At 65.3% G+C, this 16,912-nt stretch carries 14 protein-coding genes; 7 read left to right on the forward strand and 7 right to left on the reverse strand.

Annotated elements, in window-relative coordinates:
- Window positions 1-3: 3 nt before the first annotated feature.
- Genes AC0L3J_RS31485 through AC0L3J_RS31500 form a run of 4 tightly spaced genes read right to left on the reverse strand, consistent with a single transcriptional unit; the run spans window position 4 to window position 5,021 of the window.
- Entirely contained in the window at window positions 4-1,245 is a 1,242-nt protein-coding gene (locus AC0L3J_RS31485) for an ABC transporter substrate-binding protein (protein ID WP_473349619.1), read from the reverse strand.
- A gap of 22 nt (window positions 1,246-1,267) precedes the next feature.
- The gene (locus AC0L3J_RS31490; RefSeq protein WP_473349620.1) at window positions 1,268-3,643 is read right to left on the reverse strand and encodes a xanthine dehydrogenase family protein molybdopterin-binding subunit; all 2,376 of its coding nucleotides are present in this window, start codon (window positions 3,641-3,643) and stop codon (window positions 1,268-1,270) included.
- Complete coding sequence (locus tag AC0L3J_RS31495) at window positions 3,640-4,164, reverse strand: (2Fe-2S)-binding protein (RefSeq protein ID WP_473349621.1); 525 nt, start codon at window positions 4,162-4,164, stop codon at window positions 3,640-3,642. Before AC0L3J_RS31495 ends, AC0L3J_RS31490 begins: the two co-directional genes overlap by 4 nt.
- Entirely contained in the window at window positions 4,161-5,021 is an 861-nt protein-coding gene (locus tag AC0L3J_RS31500; RefSeq protein ID WP_473349622.1) for an FAD binding domain-containing protein, read from the reverse strand. Before AC0L3J_RS31500 ends, AC0L3J_RS31495 begins: the two co-directional genes overlap by 4 nt.
- 254 nt (window positions 5,022-5,275) lie before the next feature.
- On the opposite strand from AC0L3J_RS31500, the gene AC0L3J_RS31505 reads away from it, so the two are divergent.
- Window positions 5,276-5,896, forward strand: a complete 621-nt coding sequence (locus tag AC0L3J_RS31505) for a TetR/AcrR family transcriptional regulator (protein ID WP_473349623.1) — start codon at window positions 5,276-5,278, stop codon at window positions 5,894-5,896.
- 6 nt (window positions 5,897-5,902) lie between these two features.
- Here the strand turns inward: AC0L3J_RS31505 and hutU are convergent, their stop codons facing one another.
- From hutU to hutI, 3 genes are read right to left on the reverse strand one after another with little or no spacing between them, the layout of a single operon-like run.
- Complete coding sequence (gene hutU / locus AC0L3J_RS31510) at window positions 5,903-7,573, reverse strand: urocanate hydratase (protein WP_473349624.1); 1,671 nt, start codon at window positions 7,571-7,573, stop codon at window positions 5,903-5,905.
- A gap of 13 nt (window positions 7,574-7,586) precedes the next feature.
- A complete protein-coding gene (hutH, locus tag AC0L3J_RS31515) occupies window positions 7,587-9,146 on the reverse strand; it encodes a histidine ammonia-lyase (RefSeq protein WP_473349625.1) in 1,560 nt (519 codons plus the stop codon).
- Window positions 9,143-10,357 carry an imidazolonepropionase gene (hutI, locus tag AC0L3J_RS31520; protein ID WP_473349626.1) on the reverse strand — a complete coding sequence of 405 codons (1,215 nt, stop codon included), beginning with the start codon at window positions 10,355-10,357 and terminating at the stop codon, window positions 9,143-9,145. The genes hutH and hutI overlap by 4 nt, the downstream gene beginning before the upstream one ends.
- Before the next feature lie 84 nt (window positions 10,358-10,441).
- Between hutI and AC0L3J_RS31525 the strand changes: the two genes are divergently transcribed.
- The 6 genes from AC0L3J_RS31525 to AC0L3J_RS31550 all read left to right on the forward strand — a co-directional run bounded on the left by AC0L3J_RS31525 (window position 10,442) and on the right by AC0L3J_RS31550 (window position 16,429).
- The gene (locus AC0L3J_RS31525; RefSeq protein ID WP_473349627.1) at window positions 10,442-11,800 is read left to right on the forward strand and encodes a formimidoylglutamate deiminase; all 1,359 of its coding nucleotides are present in this window, start codon (window positions 10,442-10,444) and stop codon (window positions 11,798-11,800) included.
- Entirely contained in the window at window positions 11,797-12,525 is a 729-nt protein-coding gene (hutC, locus tag AC0L3J_RS31530) for a histidine utilization repressor (RefSeq protein WP_247402712.1), read from the forward strand. The genes AC0L3J_RS31525 and hutC overlap by 4 nt, the downstream gene beginning before the upstream one ends.
- Before the next feature lie 105 nt (window positions 12,526-12,630).
- Window positions 12,631-13,575 (forward strand): ABC transporter substrate-binding protein, encoded by a 945-nt coding sequence (locus AC0L3J_RS31535; protein WP_473349628.1) that lies wholly within the window; start codon window positions 12,631-12,633, stop codon window positions 13,573-13,575.
- Between the two features lie 73 nt (window positions 13,576-13,648).
- Window positions 13,649-14,422: an ABC transporter permease gene (locus AC0L3J_RS31540; RefSeq protein WP_007601313.1), complete on the forward strand. Its 774-nt coding sequence runs from the start codon at window positions 13,649-13,651 to the stop codon at window positions 14,420-14,422.
- A complete protein-coding gene (locus tag AC0L3J_RS31545; protein WP_473349629.1) occupies window positions 14,419-15,204 on the forward strand; it encodes an ABC transporter ATP-binding protein in 786 nt (261 codons plus the stop codon). Before AC0L3J_RS31540 ends, AC0L3J_RS31545 begins: the two co-directional genes overlap by 4 nt.
- Complete coding sequence (locus AC0L3J_RS31550) at window positions 15,197-16,429, forward strand: hydantoinase/carbamoylase family amidase (protein WP_473349630.1); 1,233 nt, start codon at window positions 15,197-15,199, stop codon at window positions 16,427-16,429. The genes AC0L3J_RS31545 and AC0L3J_RS31550 overlap by 8 nt, the downstream gene beginning before the upstream one ends.
- Window positions 16,430-16,912 lie beyond the last annotated feature (483 nt).

A 16,912-nucleotide genomic window follows, 5' to 3' on the forward strand; every position in this document is an offset into this window, starting at 1 on the left:
GCTTCAGGTCGCGTGGCCCAGCTCGCTGCAACTGCGCAGCATGTCGTCGGAGCCAGTGTCGTTGGCGAGAATGGCGAACAGATCGTTGTCGTTGGCCATGGCGGACTTCTTCTTGGACTCCAGCACCAGCACCGGCTGCACCGATTGGTGGTCGCATTTGCGGTAGTGCTGCGGACCCTTGGTCAGGTCGTATTGCAGCTTCTCCAGGGCATCGACCACCTTGTCGGTATCAGTGCCACCCGCGGTTTGCATGGCCGCCAGCAGCGACCCGACGCCGGCATAACCGTAGGCGCCGTAGTCGGTCGGGATCGCGCCGCCATTGGCTGCCTTAAAGGCGGCGTTGAAAGCGGCGGCGGACTTGCTCTGCGTCTCCAGGCCCCAGTAATAGTTGGCGCCGCCGACCACGCCCTCGAACACGTCAGGGCCGACCGCGAGCCGCTGGTTGTGCAGGATCACCGGCACGACGATCCTCATCTGCTGCTTGACGCCGAAGTCCACCGCTTGCTTGATCGCATTGGCCTGGTCACGGCCGAAATTGGAGATGCAGAGCACGTCGGGCCGCATCGACATCAGGCGCGGCATGAAGGTGGAATAGTCGGCAGCGCCGAACGGATGCAGGATCTCGCCGACGCTATCCGCGCCGATGGCCGCCTGCGCGCGCTTGAAGCCGCGCTGCATCTCATGTCCGTACGCGTAGTCTGCGACGAGATGGGCAACCTTCATGCCTTTCTTCAGGGTCTGCCGTGCCACGGCGGCGGTGGTCATGTGCGGGTTCAGCGCCTCGTGGAAGGTGTATTTGCTGAAATCCTTGACCTCGTTGATCGTGTCGGACTGGCTGATCGAAACGTAGATCACGCCGCGGGCGCGGGTGACTTCGTTGACCGCGAGCTGCACGGCGCTAGAGAGCGCGCCGACCACGGCGTGGACCTTGTCCTTCTCGATCAGTTCCAGCGTACGGGTCGCGGCCTCGCCGGCATTGAGCTTGTCGTCGCGCACCAACAGCTCGACCTTGCGGCCGCCGATGCCACCCTTGTCGTTGGCGAGCTTGACCGCGAGCTCGGCGCACTTGACCTGGTCGCGCGCCTCCGCAGCGAACGGGCCGGTCAGCGGGGTCGGAAAGCCGATGCGGATCGTTTCGTCGGCAGCGCGCCCGAGCCGCGGCATGGCGAGCAGTGCCGCGCTTGCCGAGAGACTGGCAAGCGCGGTGCGGCGGGATATTTTCAGGGTCGAACCGGATTTTGGCATGATTTCCTCCAATGTCTTTTTTCTAGAATCGCTTCAGGGCTTTCAGGACTCTTGCGGGTGTGATCGGGATGGAATTGATCGTTGCATCGAGCGGTGCGAGCGCGTCGTTGACGGCGTTCAGCACACAGGCCGACGCCGCCGCCGTCCCCGCCTCGCCGCATCCCTTGGCGCCGAGCTCGGTGTCGGCGGTCGGCGTCTCGACATGGGCGATGACGATGTCAGGCATCTCCATCGCCATCGGAACGAGGTAGTCGGCGAGCGAGCCGTTCACGAGCTGGCCGGTCTCGCTGTAGCGACACTCCTCGAACAGCGCCGCGCCCAATCCCTGCACGATGCCGCCGCGGAGCTGCTCGTCTACCAGCATCGGATTGATGACGCGGCCACAATCCTCGACGATGAAATGCTTCAACATCTTGATGAAGCCAGTCTCGACGTCCACCTCCAGCGAACAGCCCTGGATGCCGTTGGTGAAGGCGAACGGATAGCCCTGTGGCGCGAAGTGATGGCTCACGGTGAGCTGGGCCTGCGTGCCCGGCGGTAGCGTATCGGAACGGAAATAGGCAATGCGCGCGATCTCGGAGATCGGCATCCGCTGGTTTCGCGTGCCAGCGTCGACGACCTCGCCATCGATGATGTCGAGTGCCGATGGCTGCTCCTGGAGGATGAGCGCAGCGATTTCCAGGATGTTGCGCCTGAGCGCGCGCGTGGCCTGGAGCGCAGTCTCGCCGCCGATGCCGGCGCCGCGGCAGGCCCAGGTCGCACCGCCATGCGGCGTCACCTCGGTATCGCCGGTGATGACCTTGACGTGCTCCTGCGCGAGACCGAGCTGATCCGCCACGATCTGGGTGATGATCGCCTCGGTGCCTTGCCCCTGCTCGGTGACCGAGATCAGGCAGCGCACTTCGCCTGATGGCGTCAGGCTGATGATCGCACCGTCCTGCGAGGAGATACGGGCTCCGCCAACGCCATAGAACGCGGGACTTGGATTGGTGATCTCGACAAAGGCCGCAATGCCGATCCCGCGGTAGACGCCGTGCTTGCGCAACTCTGCCTGCTCGGAGCGCAGCGCGTCATAATCCATCATCTCGTGCAGCCGCTTCAGGCAGGCCTGATGCGACAACGCCTCGAAACGGTAGCCGGTCGGCGAGGTCTGCGGATAGGCATCATCGGCGATGACATTCTGCGCTCGGATCGCGAAGGGATCGAGACCGAGCTTCGCCGCGGCCATGTCGACCAGCCGCTCGGTGACCGCGCAGGCGATGGGATGCCCGACTGCGCGATACTGGCTGGTCTGCACCTTGTTCTGGAAGAGCACCTCGAGCGTCGCGCGGTAGTTCTTGAAACGATAGGGCGCGCCGATCAGGCGGATGACCTGGTTGCCCTCCACCACGCTTGTACGCGGATAGGTCGAAAACGCCCCGATTGCGGTCAGGTCCAGCACGTCCATCGCAAGGATCTCGCCCTTGGCATCAAGCGCCATCCGGGCGCGGACGCGGTGGTCGCGGGCGTGGATGTCGGAGACGAAGGATTCGATGCGGTCGGCGACATATTTGACGGGACGGCCGAGCAGGATCGAGAGGCCGACCACGGCCATGTCCTCATGATAGACATGCAGCTTCATCCCGAAGGAGCCGCCGATGTCGGTCGCGATCACGCGAACGCGGGCCTCCGGAATGCCGAAGTGGCGCGAATAGAGGTCCTGGAACTGATATGGCGTCTGTGTCGCGTGATGCACGGTGAGCATCTCGGCCGAAGGATCGTAATCGGAAACGATGGCACGCGGCTCCAGCGTCACAGCGGTATGGCGGCCGAAGGACAACTCCTCCTCCACCACATGGGCCGCATGCGCAAAGGCGTCGTCGACGCTGCCGTTGTCGAGCTGGCTGCGGAAGCAGACATTGTTGGCACTGCCAGGATTGATCAGCGGCCCGCCGCCCTCACGCGCGCTGTCGATATCGGCGACGATCGGAAGGTCTTCGTAGTCGATCTCGATCAGTTCCAGCGCATCCTCGGCGATCGCACGGCTCTCGGCAACAACCGCAACCACCGCCTGCCCGGCCCAGACCACGCGGTCGAGCGGCAGCGGTAATTGCGGTGCCGAGATCATCCCCTTGAAATGATCGAGCGTGCCGGTCCAGGGCGTGCAGATCTTTGCGAGATCGGCACCGGTCGCGACGAGATGAACGCCTTCGAGCGCTCGCGCCTGCCCGGCATCGATCGAAATGATCTTCGCATGCGCATGCGGGCTGCGCAGGAACGCGGCATACAGCATCCGCGGCAGCCGGAGGTCGCTGACATAGCGCCCGCGGCCGGCGAGCAGCCGCTTGGCGTTCGGGCGCGGCACGGAGCGGCCGATATAGGAATTCGGGCGATCCAGCGAGGTCAGCGGCGCGCTCATATCGGGCCTCCGCTTTCGCTTCGCGCTTTTGCCACGGCGTCGATCGCATCGACGATCGCTTCATAGCCGGTGCAGCGGCAGTAATTGCCCGACAGCGCGTCGCGAATGTCCTCACGACTGGGCCGCGTCACCTGCGAGAGGAGTTCGTGGGCGTTGACCAGCATGCCCGGCGTGCAAAAGCCGCATTGCAGAGCGTTGCGGCGGTGGAATTCGGCCTGGAGGTCGGCGATTACGCCGCTCTCCGTGAGCCCTTCGATCGTATAGATCCTGGCGCCGTCAGCCTGCACCGCGAACATCAGGCAGGCGTGCACGGCTTGGCCGTCGAGCTGGACGAGACACGCACCGCAGGCGCCCATCTCGCAGCCGGCATGCGTGCCTGTCAGCTCGAGCGCGTTGCGCAGGCAATCGACCAGCGTCTCGCGCGGCGCGACCTCGCAGGCGACCTTGCGGCCGTTGACGACGAAGCGAACGCGCACGGCCTCGTCCGCATCGTCCAGAAGGGATTCGTCGAAGCCGCTCATCGGCCCATTCCGAGACGTCCGAGCATGCGTCCGAGCAATACGCGGGCGAGATGGAGCCGCATCGCCGGCGGCACCTCGTCGCCTTCAGGTGGTGCGAGATCACCTTCGAGGGCGGCCTGCGCCGCGGCGATGCGTTCAGCACCAAGGCTCGAACCGATGAGCGTCGCCTCAGTTCCCTTCACCCGCGTCGGCGTATTGCCGACAGAAAAGAACGAGATCCTTATGTCATCGATGCGCTCGCCGGTGCAGGTCGCGAGCATGCCGCAACCGACCAGCGCATAGTCCCCGCGCCGCCGGGCCAATTCGTCAAACGCAAAGCGTTGATCGGCCTTGAACAGCGGGACGAACACCGCGGTGATCAGCTCGCCGGGCTGCAGAGCTGTCTCGAACAGGTCGACAAAGAAGTCCTCGGCCTTGACGCGCCGGCTGCCGGAAGCGCCGACAATCTCGATCTCGGCATCGAGCGCCAGCGTCATCGCCGGAAATTCGGAAGCCGGATCGGCCTGCGCGACGCTACCGCCGAACGTGCCGCGGTTGCGGATCGCGGGATGGGCGACGAAGGGCGCAGCCGCATGCAACAGCGGCGCGAATTCGGCGATCAGCGGCTCGCTCAGCATCTCGCGATGGCGCGTCAACGCGCCGATGCGCAAATATCCGCCCTCACGCCTGACGCCGCGCAGCTCGGAGATATGGGTGATGTCGATCAGCAGCCGCGGCGCCTGCAGCCGCAGCGACAACGCCGGCACGAGGCTCTGGCCGCCGGCAATGAAACGCGCATCGTCGCCGGCGCGCGCGTGAGCGTCCAACGCCTGGTCGATCGTCGCAGCGCGAAAATAGCTGAAAGCCCTCGCCTTCACCGCCGTTTCCTCGGATCCCTCGGCTCATCAGCCGGGACGCCAGATTTGTAACCATCTGGTCTCAAAATCCTGACACGGCATCGGAAGCCGGTCAACAGGAAATGACCATTTGGTTACAAATGCGCGTTAGGCTATGAAGACTGCTGGACGTGCGATTCAGCGACGAAATGGCCCGAAAAGCGCAGAAGACGGCGAAACGACCGGCCCGGAAGCGGGCCGAGACAGGCAGCAAGTCCGCGCCAAAGCGCCGCAATATGCGTGCGGCCGATCGCGAGCGCGCGATCGTGGACGAGGCGATACGGTTCTTTGCCGAGCGCGGCTTCGAGGGCCAGACGCGCGAGCTCGCCAAGCGCCTGGGCATCACGCACTCCGCGATCTATCGCCACTTCCCGAGCAAGGAAGCGCTGATCGAGCGTGTCTACCAGGAGGTCTATCTCAGCCGCTGGTCGCCCGATTGGGGGCCGATGATCCGCGACCGCTCGCTATCGCTGGAGGCGCGGCTGACGCGCTTCTATCTCGACTATGTCGAACGCGTGTTCGAGTACAATTGGGTGCGGATCTTCGTCTTCTCCGGCATGAAGTCGTTCGGCATCACCGGCCGCTATCTCGACATCATCAGGCGCGAGATCATCGAGCCGGCGGCCGGCGAACTGCGCCACGACCTGAAACTGCCCGAAGCAAAGACACATCCGCTCGGCGAGCGCGAGACCGAGCTGTTCTGGGGCCTGCACGGCCGGATTTTCTATCTCGCGATCCGCAAATTCATCTACGCGACGCCAATACCGGCAGATCTCGACGCGATCGTTCGCGATGCCGTCCAGACCTTCATGGATGGCGCGAAGACCACGATGCCGAGGCTGCTGGCGCGCGACTGAGCCTGGCTACGTCGCCAGGCCCGGCAGATCGAGCCCCTTGTCGCGGGCACATTCGATCGCTGTGTCGTAACCCGCGTCGGCGTGGCGCATGACGCCGCTGGCAGGGTCGTTCCAGAGCACGCGCGCGATCCGCTTCGCCGCTTCCGGCGTACCGTCGGCGACGATCACCATGCCGGCATGCTGGGAATAACCGATGCCGACGCCGCCGCCGTGATGCAGCGACACCCAGGTCGCGCCGCTGGCGCAATTGAGCAGCGCGTTGAGCAAGGGCCAGTCGGACACAGCGTCCGACCCGTCCTTCATCGCTTCGGTTTCGCGGTTGGGGCTCGCCACCGAGCCGCTATCGAGATGATCGCGGCCGATCACGATAGGAGCCTTCAACTCGCCACGCGCCACCATCTCGTTGAAGGCAAGGCCCAGGCGATCGCGATCGCCGAGCCCGACCCAGCAGATCCGCGCCGGCAGGCCCTGGAACTTGATGCGCTCTTTGGCCATGTCGAGCCAATTGTGCAGGTGCTTGTCGTCAGGCATCAGCTCCTTGACCTTGGCGTCGGTCTTGAAGATGTCCTCGGGATCGCCCGACAGCGCGGCCCAGCGGAATGGCCCCACGCCGCGGCAGAACAAGGGACGGATATAGGCGGGGACGAAGCCGGGAAAATCGAAGGCGTTCTTCAGGCCCATGTCCTGCGCCATCTGGCGGATGTTGTTGCCGTAGTCGAGCGTCGGAATGCCCAGCGCATGGAAATCCAGCATGGCCTGAACGTGCTCGACCATCGAAGCTTTCGAGGCGCGCTCCACGGTTTTTGGATCGGTGGCCCGCTTAGTCTCCCACTCCGCAAGCGTCCAGCCCTTCGGCAAATAGCCGTTGATCGGATCGTGCGCGCTGGTCTGATCGGTGACGATGTCGGGCCTGACACCACGGCGGACCAGTTCGGGAAAAATCTCCGCGGCGTTGCCGAGCAGGCCGACTGAGACGGCTTTCTTCGTCTTCGTCGCCTCCGCCATGATCGCAAGCGCGTCATCGAGCGTGGCGGCTTGGCGATCGAGATAACCGGTGCGCAGACGCATCTCGATGCGGCTCGGCTGGCACTCGACCGCCAGCATCGAAGCCCCGGCCATGGTCGCAGCCAACGGCTGCGCGCCGCCCATGCCGCCGAGACCGGCGGTCAAAATCCATTTGCCGGCGAGGCTGCCGCCATAGTGTCGGCGGCCAACTTCAACGAAGGTTTCGTAGGTGCCCTGCACAATGCCCTGGCTGCCGATATAGATCCAGGAACCGGCCGTCATCTGGCCGTACATCATCAGGCCCTTGCGATCGAGCTCGTTGAAATGGTCGAGCGTCGCCCAGTGCGGCACGATGTTGGAGTTGGCGATCAGGACACGCGGCGCGTCGGCATGGGTACGGAACACGCCGACCGGCTTGCCGGACTGGACCAGCAGCGTCTGGTCGTCCTCGAGCTCGCGCAGCGAAGCAACGATCCGGTCAAAGCTCTCCCAGTCACGCGCCGCGCGGCCGATGCCGCCATAGACCACGAGCTCGCTCGGACGTTCTGCAACGTCGGGATCGAGATTGTTCATGAGCATGCGCAGGGGCGCTTCCGTCAACCAGCTCTTGGCGCTGATTTCGCTGCCGCGGGGTGCGCGGATGGTGCGGTCATTGTCCAGTCGGCGGTTCATGCGGAACACCTCGTCAGGCAAGTGTCGGAAACGGGTCGGTTGAAAGCACGGCGAGCGCCGCAGCCGGCAGCGCGTCGGCCTCGACCAGCGCTGCAGCCTTGGCGAGATCGCCGGCCATGTAGCGGTCGGCGCCGAGCGGCGGCACCTGCTCGCGCAGTGCGGCGATGACGGCAGCGAGCGGCGCGCTGGTTGCAGGCGGCGCGCGCAGCGTGATGCCCTGGGCGGCGACCAGCAGCTCAATGCCCAGGATGGTGGCGAGATTGTCGGCCATGTCGGACAGCCGCCGCGCGGCATGCGCGGCCATCGAAACATGGTCTTCCTGGTTGGCACTGGTCGGCGTCGAATCGATCGAGCAGGCAGCCGCGCGCTGCTTGTTCTCGGCATAGAGCGCGGCCGCCGTCACCTCGGCGATCATGAAGCCGGAATTGATACCGGGATCGGGAGTGAGGAACGGCGGCAGGCCGAAATTGAGCGCGGGATCGACCAGCGTCGCGATGCGCCGCTCGCTGATCGCACCGATTTCCGACAGCGCGAGCGCGATGGTATCCGCGGCAAAGGCCACCGGTTCGGCATGGAAATTGCCGCCGGAGACGATCTCGCCGGTCTCGACCAGCACGAGCGGATTGTCGGTGACGGCATTGGCCTCGACGACAAGCGTCCGCGCCGCCTGCACGATCAGGTCGAGCGCCGCGCCCGCGACCTGCGGTTGGCAGCGCAGGCAATAGGGATCCTGCACGCGCTCGTCGCCTTCGAGATGCGACAAGCGGATGTCGCTGCCGTCGAGCAGCGCCATCAGGGTTGCCGCCGCCGCGATCTGTCCGGAATGACCGCGCAGCGCCTGGATCTCGGGGCGGAACGGCGCCGTCGAGGCCATCGCCGCATCGACCGACAGCGCCCCGGTGACGAGCGCGGCGCGGGCCAGGCGAAATGCGCGCAGCACGCCGGAGACGGCGTAGGCGGTGGAGAATTGCGTGCCGTTGATCAGCGCGAGCCCTTCCTTGGGACCGAGCGTCAGTGGCGTCAGGCCGGCGGCCGCGAGCGCCTCGCTGCCCGACACCGTCTTGCCGTCGACGATCGCCTGCCCTTCGCCGATCATCACAGCGGTCATATGCGCGAGCGGCGCGAGATCGCCGGAAGCACCGACCGAACCCTGCTGCGGCACCAGCGGTGAGATGCGTCGCGCCAGCATGGCCTGCAACTGCTCGATCACCTCGCGGCGCACGCCGGAAGCACCGCGCCCGAGCGAGATGATCTTCAGCGCCATCATCAGGCGGACGATCGGTTCGGGCGTCGCCGCACCGACGCCGCAGCAATGCGAGACGACGAGATTACGCTGGAGCAGCGCGGTCTGGTCCGGCGGAATGCGCTTCGAGGCCAGCTTGCCGAAGCCGGTGTTGATGCCGTAGACGGGGGCATGGGCTCGCGCAGCCCTTGCAACGATCTCCGCGGCCGCATCGATGCGCGGCCAGAACGAGGGATCGAGAACGACAGGTGCGCCTTCGAGCACGCGCGCGAGATCATCGAGGCTGACCGTGCCCGGCTTGACGACGATCGGCGCGCGCTGCTCCGTCATTGCCCCCTCCACACCCGGCGGTACAGCGGATTGAAGCCGATGCGATAGACCAGCTCGGCGGGGCGCTCGATGTCCCAGATCGCAAGGTCACACCATTTGCCGGCCTCTAACGTGCCGGTATCATGGAGCACGCCGAGCGCTCGCGCGCCTTCGCGAGTGACACCGGCAAGGCACTCGGCCACATTCATCCGGAACAGCGTCGCGCCCATGTTCATGGCGAGCAGAAGCGAGGTCAGCGGCGAGCTGCCCGGATTGCAGTCGGTCGCGAGCGCCATGGCAACGCCGTGCTTGCGGAATGTCTCGACCGGCGGTTTTTGCGTCTCGCGGATGAAGTAGAAGGCGCCGGGCAGCAGCACGGCCACCGTTTGAGCTTTTGCCATCGCCGCTGCACCGGCTTCGTCGGTGTGCTCGAGGTGATCGGCCGAGAGCGCCGAGAATTTTGTGGCGAGCGCAGCGCCGCCGAGGTTCGAGAGCTGGTCGGCATGCAGCTTGACCGGCAGTCCAAGCCGCCTCGCTGCCTCAAACACCCGCGCCGTCTGCTCGCCGGAAAATGCGATCCCCTCCATGAAGGCATCGACGGCATCGGCCAAACCGGCCTTCGCGACCGCCGGCAACATCTTCCTGCAGACGAGATCGATGTAGCGATCCTTGTCGCCGTCGGCCTCTGGCGGCAGGGCATGCGCACCAAGAAACGAGGTTCGGATCGCGACCGGCCGATGACGGCCCAGGCTTCGCGCGGCGGCCAGCTGCCGCATCTCGGTCTCGGTATCCAAGCCGTAGCCGGACTTGATCTCGACCGTGGTGGCGCCCTCGCCAATCAGCGCATCGAGCCGCGGCAGCGCGTGTGCTACGAGCTCGGCCTCGCTTGCCTTGCGCGTCGCGGCCACCGTCGAGACGATGCCGCCGCCGGCGCGCGCGATCTCCTCGTAGCTCGCGCCCTTCAGGCGCAACTCGAATTCATGGGCGCGGTTGCCGCCATAGACCAGATGGGTGTGGCAATCGACGAGACCGGGCGTGATCCAACGCCCTCCGCAATCGATCCGATCGATGGCATCCGCGTCCGCCGGAAAGTCCGCCGCCGCGCCCACATAGACGATACGGCCGCCGCGCGCGGCGATCACGCCGTGCTCGATCTCACCGAGATCGGGACGATCGGCCCGCATCGTGGCGAGCCGGGCGTTATGCCAGATCCGGTCGTAGCGTTCTGCCATGCAACTGTCCCTTCGCGTGGGATGCTTGACTTATATGTCTAGACATATAATCGTGTCGCGGTTCTGTCCAGCCGGCATGGAAACATGACACGACTGCATTTCGCCTCCGCGCTCCTGCCCTCGGGCTGGGCCAATGACGTGCAGGTGGTGATCACCGCCGGCGCGATCGCCGAGGTGACGCCGGGCGTGGCCGCGGCCACCGGCGACGAACGCCACGAAATCGCGCTTCCGGGGCTTGCGAGCCTGCACAGCCACGCCTTCCAGCGCGGCATGGCGGGGCTTGCAGAACTGCGCGGCGATAGCACCGACACTTTCTGGACCTGGCGCGAGACGATGTACCGCTTCGCGCTGGCGATGACGCCTGACGACGTCGCAACGGTCGCGACACTGCTTTATGTCGAGATGCTGGAGCAGGGTTTCACCCGCGTCGGCGAATTCCATTATCTGCATCATGATCGCGACGGCTCGCCCTACGCCGACGTCGCCGAAATGGCCGCACGCATCGCGCAGGCTGCAGAGGCCTCGGGTATTGCGCTGACGCTGCTGCCGAGTTTTTATGCGCATGGTGGCTTCGGGGGCACAGCACCGCATGCCGGCCAGCGCCGCTTCATCTGTACGGTTGATCAATTTTCCGCGCTGATGGCTGCCTCGCGCAAGGTCATTGAACAATCGCCGGGCGCGAATATCGGTATCGCGCCGCACAGCTTGCGCGCTGTGACGCCGGCCGAGCTTGCGGCGATCATTCCGCTCGCGGACGGCGGACCGGTGCACATTCATGCCGCCGAGCAGGTGAAGGAAGTCGAGGATTGCCTGGCGTGGTCCGGACGACGTCCGGTGCAATGGTTGCTGGAGCACGCGCCCGTCGACCAACGCTGGTGCCTCATTCACGCCACCCACACCACGGCCGAGGAAGTCCGCGCATTCGCCAAGACCGGCGCGGTCGCCGGACTCTGCCCCATCACCGAGGCAAGCCTTGGCGACGGCATTTTCCCGGCCCGCGAATTCGTCGGTGCCGGCGGTACCTTTGGCGTCGGCACCGATTCCAATGTGCTGGTCGGCGTCGCCGACGAGCTGCGCCAGCTCGAATATGGCCAACGGCTCAAGCACCGCGAGCGCAACGTGCTCTCGGCCGGCGCAGGCCGCTCGACGGGACGCGCGCTGTTTGATCACGCGCTTGCGGGCGGTGCGCGGGCGCTGGCACAGATGTCCGTCGGCCTGACGCCGGGTGCGCGTGCCGACGTCGTCACGCTCGACACCACGCATCCCTCGCTGGCGGGGCGCGCGCGCGATGCCGCGATCGACGGCTGGATCTTTGCCGCGGGCAGCGGCGCAATCGATTGCGTCTGGGCCGGCGGCGACAAGGTCGTCGAAGGCGGCCGGCACAGACTGCGCCAGGCCGCGCGCGAGCGCTTCAACGCATCGGTGCGGAGGCTCGTTGCATGAGTCTCGCCACTGATACGCCCGACCAGCCCACGCTCTACAAACGGATTCGCGCCGATATCGAGAAGCGCATTCTGACAGGCGAGTGGCCGCCCGGGCATCGCATCCCGTTCGAGCACGAACTGGTGGCGCGTTACGGCTGCTCGCGCATGACCGTGAACAAGGCGCTGTCGGAGCTCGCGCAAGCCGACCTGATCGAGCGGCGGCGACGTGCCGGCTCCTTCGTCCGCCGGCCGCAACACCAGTCTGCCGTGCTCAAGATCGCCGACATGCGCGCCGAGATCACTGCGCTCGGGCGTGCTTACGGCTACGAGCTGATCGGTCGCAAGCTCCGCGCCGCGACCGCTGCCGACCGCGACCGCCTCGGCGTCAAGAAGGCCGGCAAGGTGGTCGCGATCACCTGCCGCCACAGCGCCGACAACGTGCCTTTCGCCGTCGAGGACAGGCTGATCGATCTCGCGTCGGTGCCAGATGCGGCGACCGCGGATTTTTCGCGTGAGCCGCCCGGCTCGTGGCTGCTTCACCATGTTCCATGGACAGAGGCCGAGCATACGATCAGCGCCATCGTCGCGGACGATCGCACGGCGGAGGCGCTCGACATCGCCGTGGGCGCACCCTGCCTCGTGATCGACCGCTATACCTGGCGCAGCGCGCGCACGATCACCGCGGTGCGGCTGCTCTATCCCGGGGACTCTCACCGCCTTGTCGCCCGATTCAAGGGAGGCTGAGAGGACGTGTCGGCACAAATCGTGCAAAGCTTCGGGCAAGGGTCCAGGAGGACCGACCAAGATCAACAGGACGTCAATCCATCGATCGGCAAGAGGACGACAATCATGCGTAGTTCGAAAGTTTTTGCGACAATCATTGCCCTCGCAGCTTCCACCCCGGTGCTCGCCGACGACGTCAAGGTCGGCGTCGGCATCTCCGGATGGACCGGCTTCGCGCCGCTGACGCTGGCGAAGGAAGCCGGCATTTTCAAGAAGAATGGCCTCGATGTCATCATCAAGAAGATTCCGCAGAAGGATCGCCATCTCGCGATCGCCTCCGGTGACGTCCAGTGCGCGGCAACGACCGTCGAGACCTGGATCTCCTGGAACGCCAACGGCGTCGCGACCAAGCAGATCTTTCAGCTCGACAAGAGCTACGGCGCCGACGGCATGGCCGTGCGCAACGAGCTCGCCGCGATCAAGGATCTGAAGGGCAAGACGGTTGCTGCTTCCGCGCCTGGTACCTCGCCCTATTTCGCGCTGGCCTGGATGCTCAAGAAGAACGGCTTGTCGGTGAAGGACGTCACCGTCGTGAACCTCGAGCCGGCCGCCGCCGCACAGGCCTTCGTCTCCGGCCAGAACGATGCCGCGATGACCTATGAGCCGTATCTGTCGACGGTTCGTGCCGCACCCGACAAGGGCAAGATCATCGCGACCACGCTCGACTATCCGATGGTCATGGACACGTTCGGCTGCACGCCGAAATTCCTCAGCGAGAACCCGAAGGCCGCCAAGGCGCTCGCCGACAGCTATTTCGAGGCCCTCGACATGATCGCCAAGGACCAGGCCAAAGCCTACGAGATCATGGGCGCCGACGTGAAGCAGAGCGGCGAGGCGTTCGGCAACTCGGCAAAGTATCTGCGCTGGCAGGACAAGGCCGCCAACCAGAAATTCTTCGCCGGCGATTTCCTGACCTTCAACAAGGAAGCCGCCGACCTCCTGCTGGAGATCGGCATCATCAAGGCCGCGCCGAAGGTCGAGGATCTCTTCGACGCCAGCTACATCAAGTAAATCTCCTCGGAGCCGCCGGCCCCGTCTCGCGGCGGGGCCGGTAAACTTGTTCACCGCCCGGATAGACATTTAGATGCGTCCCCTCGATCCCGTGACGTCAAGGCAGCGCGTGGCTTACGGCCTTGCGTTCTTCGTAGTGTTCGTTGCCCTGTGGTCCTGGGCGACCTTCGGCGGCCACGTGTCGAAAGTGTTCCTCGCCAACCCGCTGACCATGGTGCAGGAGGGCGTCGATCTGATCATCAAACAGGGCTTCCTGTTCGACATCGGCATGACGATCTGGCGCGTCGTCGGCGGCTTCGTGCTGGCCGCCATCATCGCGGTGCCGTTCGGCGTGCTGATGGGCGCGTACAAGCCGGTCGAGGCGTTCCTCGAACCGTTCGTCTCCTTTGCGCGCTATTTGCCGGCTTCCGCCTTCATTCCCCTCCTGATCCTGTGGGCCGGCATCGGCGAGCTGCAGAAGCTGCTCGTCATCTTCATCGGCTCGGTGTTCCAGATCATCCTGATGATCGCGGTCACCGTCGGCACGACGCGGCGCGACCTGGTCGAGGCGGCCTATACACTGGGGGCCAGCGACCGCGGCATCATCCGCCGCGTGCTGTTGCCTTCCTCCGCGCCGGAGATCGCCGAGATCCTGCGGCTGGTGCTGGGCTGGGCCTGGACCTATGTCATCGTCGCCGAACTGATCGGCTCCTCCTCCGGTATCGGCCACATGATCACCGACAGCCAGGCGCTGCTCAACACCGGCCAGATCATCTTTGGCATCATCGTGATCGGGCTGATCGGCCTGGTCTCGGACTTCCTGTTCAAGGCGTTCAACGCGTGGCTGTTTCCCTGGAGGCTCGCATGACGATCCTCAAGGTCGAACAGGTCTCGCGAACCTTTCCCGCGCGCCACGGCAACGCCCCGACCAGGGCACTGGAGCCGACCGATCTTGTGATCGGCAACAACGACTTCGTCACCATCCTCGGCCCTTCCGGCTGCGGCAAGTCCACGCTGCTTCGCATCGTCGCCGGCCTCGATTGCCCGACCGGCGGACGTGTGGTGCTCGATGGACGCGAGGTGACCGGCCCGGGCGCCGACCGCGGCATGGTGTTCCAGTCCTACACGCTGTTTCCCTGGCTGACCGTGCGCGAGAACATCGCCTTCGGCCTGCGCGAGCGCGGCGTGTCCGAGGTGGAGCGCAACAAGATCGCCGACGCCTTCATCCGCCAAGTCGGCCTGTCCGGCTTCGAGAACCATTGGCCAAAGCAGCTCTCCGGTGGCATGCAGCAGCGCACCGCGATCGCGCGCGCGCTCGCCAATGATCCGAAGATCCTGCTGCTCGACGAGCCCTTCGGCGCGCTCGACAACCAGACGCGCGCCCTGATGCAGGAAATGCTGCTCGGGATCTGGGAGCGCGACCAGAAGACCGTGCTGTTCGTGACCCACGACATCGAGGAAGCGATCTTCCTCGGCAGCCGCGTCATCGTCATGAGCGCACGCCCCGGCCGCATCAAGGCCGAGATCAACGTGGACCTGCCGCATCCGCGCTCCTACAAGATCAAGACCACGCCCGAATTCGTCCAGTTGAAAGAACGGCTGGTCGAGGAGATCCGCACCGAGGCGTTGAAGGTTGCCGAACATGCCTGACACCGTTTCACGCGCAAACGGGATGCGCGTTCTCGCCGATCTCAATGCGCTCCGTGCCATCGGCGCCTACAAGACCGGCGTGCACAAGCCGACCTTCTCCGAGCCGCACAAGCTTTCGCTGGATTGGTTGGTGCGGAAGCTGCCCGACGCGGGCCTCACCGCCGCGATCGACGGCATCGGCAATGTCTTCGGCAGCAGCGCAAAGGCGGGACCCAAGCTGCTGGCGGGATCGCATCTCGAAAGCCAGAACTACGCCGGCTGGCTCGACGGCCCGCTCGGTGTCGTCTACGCGCTCGAAGCGGCGCGCGTGCTCAATGCCGATCCCTCGCTCGAAGGTGCGGTCGAACTTGCCGCCTGGTGCGACGAGGAAGGACACTTTGGACATTTCCTCGGGTCGCGCTCCTATGTCGGGCAAGTGACCGAGGCCGACATTGATGCCGCACGCGACCGTACCAGCGGCCGCACCATGCGGGACGCACTCGCCGACATGGGGCTCGCAGGACGACTGCGCACCACCGCCGAGCGGGGCCGGCACGTTGGATATCTGGAAGCCCATATCGAGCAGGGCGACACGCTCGAAAGCGGCCGCCTTGCGGTCGGCGTCGTCACCTCCATCGTCGGCATCTGGCAATACCAGATCAATTTCACCGGTGAGCAGAATCACGCCGGCACGACCCGCATGGCTGCACGGAAGGATGCCGGGCTGGCGCTGGCAAAGTTCTGCGTCGCAATCGACGAGCGTTTCCCCGATAGCTGCGGCCCGCGCACGGTCTGGACCACCGGCCGCATCACGCTCGATCCGGGCGCGCCGAGCATTATTCCGGGGGGAGCCGAAATGCTGTTCCAGATCCGCGACGACGATCCTTTTGTCATCGCCCGGCTGGAGCAACTGCTGCGGAGCATGGCGGACGAGGCCAGCGCGAACGGTCCCTGCACCGTCACCGTGGAAAAGATTCGCACTGGCGCGCCGGCCATGATGAACGCGGGCATCCAGGACGCGATCGAAGCCGCGAGCAAGGCCCTGGCCGGCGGCCGCTCCATCCGCATGCCCAGCGGCGCCGGCCACGATGCGCAGATGCTTGCGGCCGTCATGCCCGCGGGCATGCTGTTCGTACCGTCGATCGGCGGCATCAGCCATCACTGGACCGAGAACACCGCCGATGCCGACATCGTCACCGGCGCCCAGGTGTTCGTCGACGCTTGCCGGAGGATCTTGGCCGGCTAGAACGAGGTGCCGCCCCACTCTCGTGTTCCGGAAGCGCTGCAACGCACCGTCGAAGAGACGCTGCGCTGCGTCCGGCACGAGAACGGAGTGTGGCGCACACTCTCTCCACATCGTCATTGCGAGCGTAGCGACTTTTCCGCCGAAGCTTTAGCGAAGGCGGAAGCAATCCAGAATCCCTCCGCGGCGGCAGACTGGATTGCTTCGCTGCGCTCGCAATGACGGAGCAAGAGGCCTCACCGCAATTCTCCAACGTGCGTTTTCAACTTGCAGACGCAGCTTCGCAGCCTCGCGGCGCATTTCGCCCGAGTCTTTGCCTGGTCGCTTCACCCTCTTGTCCAAGAGGGCGCAGGGAAGGCCGGGTGCCGGCTGGCACCCGCGGTCCGCTGCGCGAAAATGTAGCGCAAGGAAACCGCACAGCAGCATACAGGTGTAGCCAATCACTCGGCCTTCCCTGCGCGATGGTTGGACGGCTTATGCCGTGCT

This window comes from Bradyrhizobium sp. Kon37, from assembly GCF_055807535.1.